General features: G+C 41.2%; 5 protein-coding genes and 1 pseudogene. 2 read left to right on the top strand and 4 right to left on the bottom strand.

The window, feature by feature from the left end; genetic code table 11:
• The 4 genes and pseudogenes from IQ236_RS27305 to IQ236_RS27290 all read right to left on the bottom strand — a co-directional run.
• A pseudogene (locus IQ236_RS27305) lies at positions 1 to 208 on the bottom strand (photosystem II D2 protein (photosystem q(a) protein)); the annotation flags it as partial.
• Positions 209 to 634: 426 nt separating this feature from the next.
• Positions 635 to 928, bottom strand: coding sequence for an Asp-tRNA(Asn)/Glu-tRNA(Gln) amidotransferase subunit GatC (gene gatC, locus IQ236_RS27300; protein WP_190521353.1), 294 nt, complete (start codon positions 926 to 928; stop codon positions 635 to 637).
• 54 nt (positions 929 to 982) lie between these two features.
• Positions 983 to 1,504: a photosystem I assembly protein Ycf3 gene (locus IQ236_RS27295; protein WP_072721608.1), complete on the bottom strand. Its 522-nt coding sequence runs from the start codon at positions 1,502 to 1,504 to the stop codon at positions 983 to 985.
• A 194-nt stretch (positions 1,505 to 1,698) separates the two neighbouring features.
• Positions 1,699 to 2,514: an SDR family NAD(P)-dependent oxidoreductase gene (locus tag IQ236_RS27290; protein WP_193872349.1), complete on the bottom strand. Its 816-nt coding sequence runs from the start codon at positions 2,512 to 2,514 to the stop codon at positions 1,699 to 1,701.
• 580 nt (positions 2,515 to 3,094) lie between these two features.
• Here IQ236_RS27290 and IQ236_RS27285 point away from each other — a divergent pair.
• Positions 3,095 to 4,321 carry an RNA-guided endonuclease InsQ/TnpB family protein gene (locus tag IQ236_RS27285; protein ID WP_228041895.1) on the top strand — a complete coding sequence of 409 codons (1,227 nt, stop codon included), beginning with the start codon at positions 3,095 to 3,097 and terminating at the stop codon, positions 4,319 to 4,321.
• A gap of 180 nt (positions 4,322 to 4,501) precedes the next feature.
• The coding region (locus tag IQ236_RS27280) for an RNA-guided endonuclease InsQ/TnpB family protein (RefSeq protein WP_193872344.1) at positions 4,502 to 4,804 on the top strand (303 nt) is incomplete at its 3' end.

Here is a 4,804-nt window from a genome sequence, read left to right as displayed (position 1 = left end):
CTTCTAAATAAGAGCTTGCTAAACCGTGGGTGTACCAGGAAGTAACAAATGTGGTTCCGGTTAACCAGCCACCAAGGGCTAGATAAGCACAGGGAAACAGTAGAACTCCTGACCAACCCACGAAGACAAAACGATCGCGTTTGAGCCAGTCGTCGAGGACATCAAACCATCCCCGTTGCACTTGCGGTCTTTCGACTGCAATAGTCATGGACGCAAATCTCCGAATATATATAATGACAAGTCGTAAAGAGTCATGTGATCCCATTAAGCTCCTCTCATCTGGCATAGCAGAATCTGAGAAATTTGATGAGTACAGTTAATGTTTCTTTACGTGTCTTCATAGTATAGAGGTAAATCTTAAGTTCAGCAACTCTTTTGCGCCCGAAATTCAAAAAAGAGGGAACAAGCTCCCCAAACCCCCCGTGTACGGAGGGCTTAGGGGGGAGGGATCACCAAACAGACAATGGGCAATGGGGAGTAGGCACTATAACAGGCTTTAACAGGCTTTAACAGGCTTTAACAGGCTTTAACAGGCTTTAACAGGCTTTAACAGGCTTTAACAGGCTTTAACAGGCTTTAACAGGCAAGATGCCTGTTCCACAGATCTCAACCCAGAGTTTTATGAGAGTGCAGATTATTCTTCCGCCATAATTTTAGGGACTTTGAAATAGTCTCCCTCTTGTGCGGGGGCGTTGGCTAGAATATTGTCCCGTTTGGCATAGGGTTCCCCTTGATCAGGTCGAGTAATATTACTCATTTCAATGGCTCGTGTCATGGGAGGAACTTTAGCCGTATCGAGTTCATTTAATTGCTCGAAATAATCTAAAATTTCACCCAGTTGAGCCGTAAATTTTTCTTCTTCTTCTGGGGTTAATTTTAGTCTAGCGAGATGAGCGACTTTACCAACTTGTTCACGATCAATTGACATAGTTTTCTTAAATTAATAACAGGTGAATGGGAAAATTGATCAACGGTAAAACCTTTAGAAATAAACATCAATCTTGCTTCTTCCGGTAACTTTCAGCCAGTTTTGAGCTTCAATATAGTTATTGGGTGCTAACTGAATAGCTCTGATCCAATATTCCGCAGCTTTGCGAAATTCTTGTTCCGCTTTCTCCTCATCTCCGGCTTCTTTGGCTTTTTCTCCTTGATAATGATAAATGACCGCAATATTATTCAAAGCTTGAGGCATTCGGGGGTTTAATTCAATAGATTGGTGATAATACTCTAAGGCTTCTTCATGTTCGCCATTACTGGCATGAATTAAGCCAATATTATAGAGAATAAAACTCCGATCATAGGGATCTTCTTCTAAGGTTAATGCTTCATAATAATTTTCTAAAGCTTCTGCATATTCCCCATCCGCCTGGGCTGACATTCCATCTCGATAGTAAGCAAAGGCTTCTTTAGCTTTTTGGTTAGTGGGCAGCATCTTGAGAATCATGTCTGCCATAACCGTAAAGGTTTTATCAATAAAGTTATCGTTTCGTTGTGATCTCGGCATAAAATTTTAATCTCCAAAGGTTGAGGCGGAGAACTTCAGGATTTGAGGAAGTTCATTCACAGCCTATTGCAATCATGTTACCTTAATCAGTTATCAGTTATCAGTTATCAGTCATCAGTCAACAGGGAGCAATGGGAAATAGAATAAATTCTGATTGCCCATTGCCTATTCCCTATTGCCTATTCCCTATTGCCTTAACAGTCCGCTTCTGTGAGGATGGGATAGGATTTTTGGATTTTTGGGGTGACGGGGGATGTCAACAGAAGAATTTTTTCCATCAACCAAGGCGCAAAGCGGTTGCACCAAACGGCTAAATGGCTTTGCCATCCGACTAAAATTTCTGAGGTGTCTTTATCCAACCCCGCGACTAACACCTTGGCAACTTGTTCGGGGGTCATGGGAACCACCCAACGAAACAGTTGTAAATCCCGTGTCATATCCGTATCCGTTAAGGTGGGTAATAAAGCCATAACGCGAATATTGTAGGTGGCTAATTCCCGACGTAAGGCTTCGGTAAATCCTAAAATCGCGAATTTAGTCGCCGAATAGGTGGACATGGTGGGAGCCGCAATTTTTCCCATTAAACTCGATACATTTACAATTGTTCCCGATTTACGGTGGGCCATGCGTCGGGCAATAGCATGAGTAATGGTATACAACCCGATTAAATTCAAGGAGATTTCTTCTTGAACATCTAGGAGTTTGGATTGTAAAAAGGGCTTTTGGTGGGCGACTCCAGCACAATTGACTAAAATTTCAATTGGCCCGTGAGACCGCCAAGCTTGGGCGATGGCAATATTAACTTTCACGGGTTGGGTTAAGTCTAAGGCTAAGGTAACGACTTCCACCCCCATCGGTTCTAATTCTGTCGCTAATTCAGCTAATCGCTGACGATCTCGTGCTACTAAAATCAGACGTTTGACGTGATGTTGAGCAAATTCTAAGGCAATTGCCCGACCAATTCCACGAGAAGCCCCTGTAATTAGGGCTGTTTTTCCTTGAATATTCATCGCAAAAACCTCCTGTTGAGGAGGAATTCGGTGCAATTTCGCCAGAGATTTAGGATAAAATTCCATTCCATCCCCGCCTAACAACCGTTAGGAACACCGATATTCCTCTATGCAGAGTTGAAACAACAATCTTGAAAGCTTAAAAATTTGGCGTCATGGCTGTAGAGATAAGTAATGGGTCATGATTAGACAACAGACCAGGCTATCTTTTTTCCTTAATTCCTGGTGAATAGAGCAACATTGATTTCACCCATGGCTCAAATGTCTCCTCAATACGAGCATTGATTGGAAAGACCCTCTATGCACAATCTAACAAGCCAATCAAGAACTTGCAACAATTTTTAATAAAATTTGCTTAATATTACTTCATAATTTATAAATAGACCGGAGTTGTCAGGCTATCTGATGCCTTACCCTGATGGAGTTAGGGAACATGAGTGGCGCACAAAACATTCAGAATTTGAACCTCTGCCCACCCAACACCGGAAACATTACAATAACCGTATTCAGAGCAGCGCGTCTTTCAAGCGTGGGATGTAGAATACCCGCCTTTAGGCGGAGTAAATAATCCTATGTTATCATGGTTGACATGACTAAGATAACTCGGACGATTAAATTGCAATTCGTGGATCTCAACCGTTGTAAAGCTCAGATGTTTGAGCAAATGACGGAAGAAAATACGCGAATTGCTAATAAGCTGTTGTCATTGCCAATCAAAGAACGGCGTAAAATGACAACAGCTAAAATCATGTCCGAGTTAAAATCTGCCTTGGTTAATCAAGTTATCCGACATACCACATCACCCACAGGTCGTAAAACTAAACAATATAAAGTTCTCCCGATAGAAGTTAACAACCAAAACTGGAAGTTAACTCAAAAAGGGAGTACCTATTCAATTAGTTTCCCAACCCTTAAAGGTGAAAAAAGAATTCCCATTGAAGTTGCATCCGCTCATTGGCAACCCGTTTTAGACGGACTACTGAGGGGAACAATTCAAGGGGGTTCTTTTAAATTGATTAAACATCGAAATAAATGGTATGCCTATCTGTCAATTACTGAGGATGTTCCAGAAGTTGAGACGGAGAAAAGATTAGGATGTGACCGAGGACAGAATAATTTAGCGGTAGTTGCACCTAAACAGGGTTTCGGCAAGTTCTTTAAAGGTCATAGCGTTAAACATCGAAGACGTTATTTTCAGCAAAGAAGGAAACAACTTCAAGAAGCTAAAAAGTTTCGAGCATTAAAGAAATGGAACAAGAAAGAGCAACGATGGATGGAAGCAATTAATCATACCATCAGTCGTCGAATTGTTCGTTTTGCCCAATACCATAACGCCGATGTTGTTATAGAAGATTTGGAAGGATGTCGAAACACGATGAAACAGAGCCAGAAATCTCGTTCTGATTCCGGTCAATCTCGACATAATTGGTCTTATTATTCTTTGGAACAAAAACTTAATTATAAGTTGGCTCTAAAAGGATTGAAGTTAATAAAAAGACCCGCTCCTTATACTTCTAAATCTTGCTCAACTTGTGGTGTTATTGGCAAAAGAAATCGACAGGATTTCAATTGCCCTAATGGTCACTACCATAATTCCGATCTTAATGCCGCGAAAAACCTAGCTCAATGGGATGGTTTTTCATGTGATTTGAACCTAAAGAGAGATGCTTCTGTAATGGATTCATCCGGTTTAAATCATGGGGTGCTTGGCACACCCCTGAACTCGGTGAATACTGGCAAACAAGAGTATATTCAACTGTCTCTGTTTGACTGGGCTAGATACGAGAATCCCACCCTAAGAGCGTAGCGCAGGGGTGGGAGTGTCAAGCCTGATAAACTATCTCTATTAACAAAATCCCAAAATTCATCCCTACCCCGATCAACTGAGGGTGAGTATGAATTTTGGAAAAACAAAAAGTGCGATCAGCACTTGACAATCTGAAACTTCGTTTGTTAGCATTTTATCGTAAACGTGGTTCCTGGTAAGATGCTCAAAACAGTCAAAGTCAGAATCTATCCCACCGTTCAACAACAGGAGTTATTAGCTCAAGCTTTTGGCTCGGTTCGTTGGCTGTGGAATCGTTTTTTAGACTTGACCAATCAAACATATAAGCAAACCGGGAAAGGATTATCACGTTACGACTTACAAAAACAATTACCCGATCTCAAGAAAGAATATGAATGGTTGAAAAATACCTACAGCCAATGCTTGCAAGTTGTTTGCTTAAACCTTAGTCGAGGGTTCATTAACTTCTTTGAAAGACGTGCAGACTATCCTAGATTCAAATCT

Origin of the sequence: Planktothrix mougeotii LEGE 06226 (genome assembly GCF_015207485.1) — a bacterium.
Taxonomy (GTDB): Bacteria; Cyanobacteriota; Cyanobacteriia; order Cyanobacteriales; family Microcoleaceae; genus Planktothrix.
Note: the sequence above shows the minus strand (reverse complement) of the source record. Positions and strands in the feature narration are given on the sequence as shown.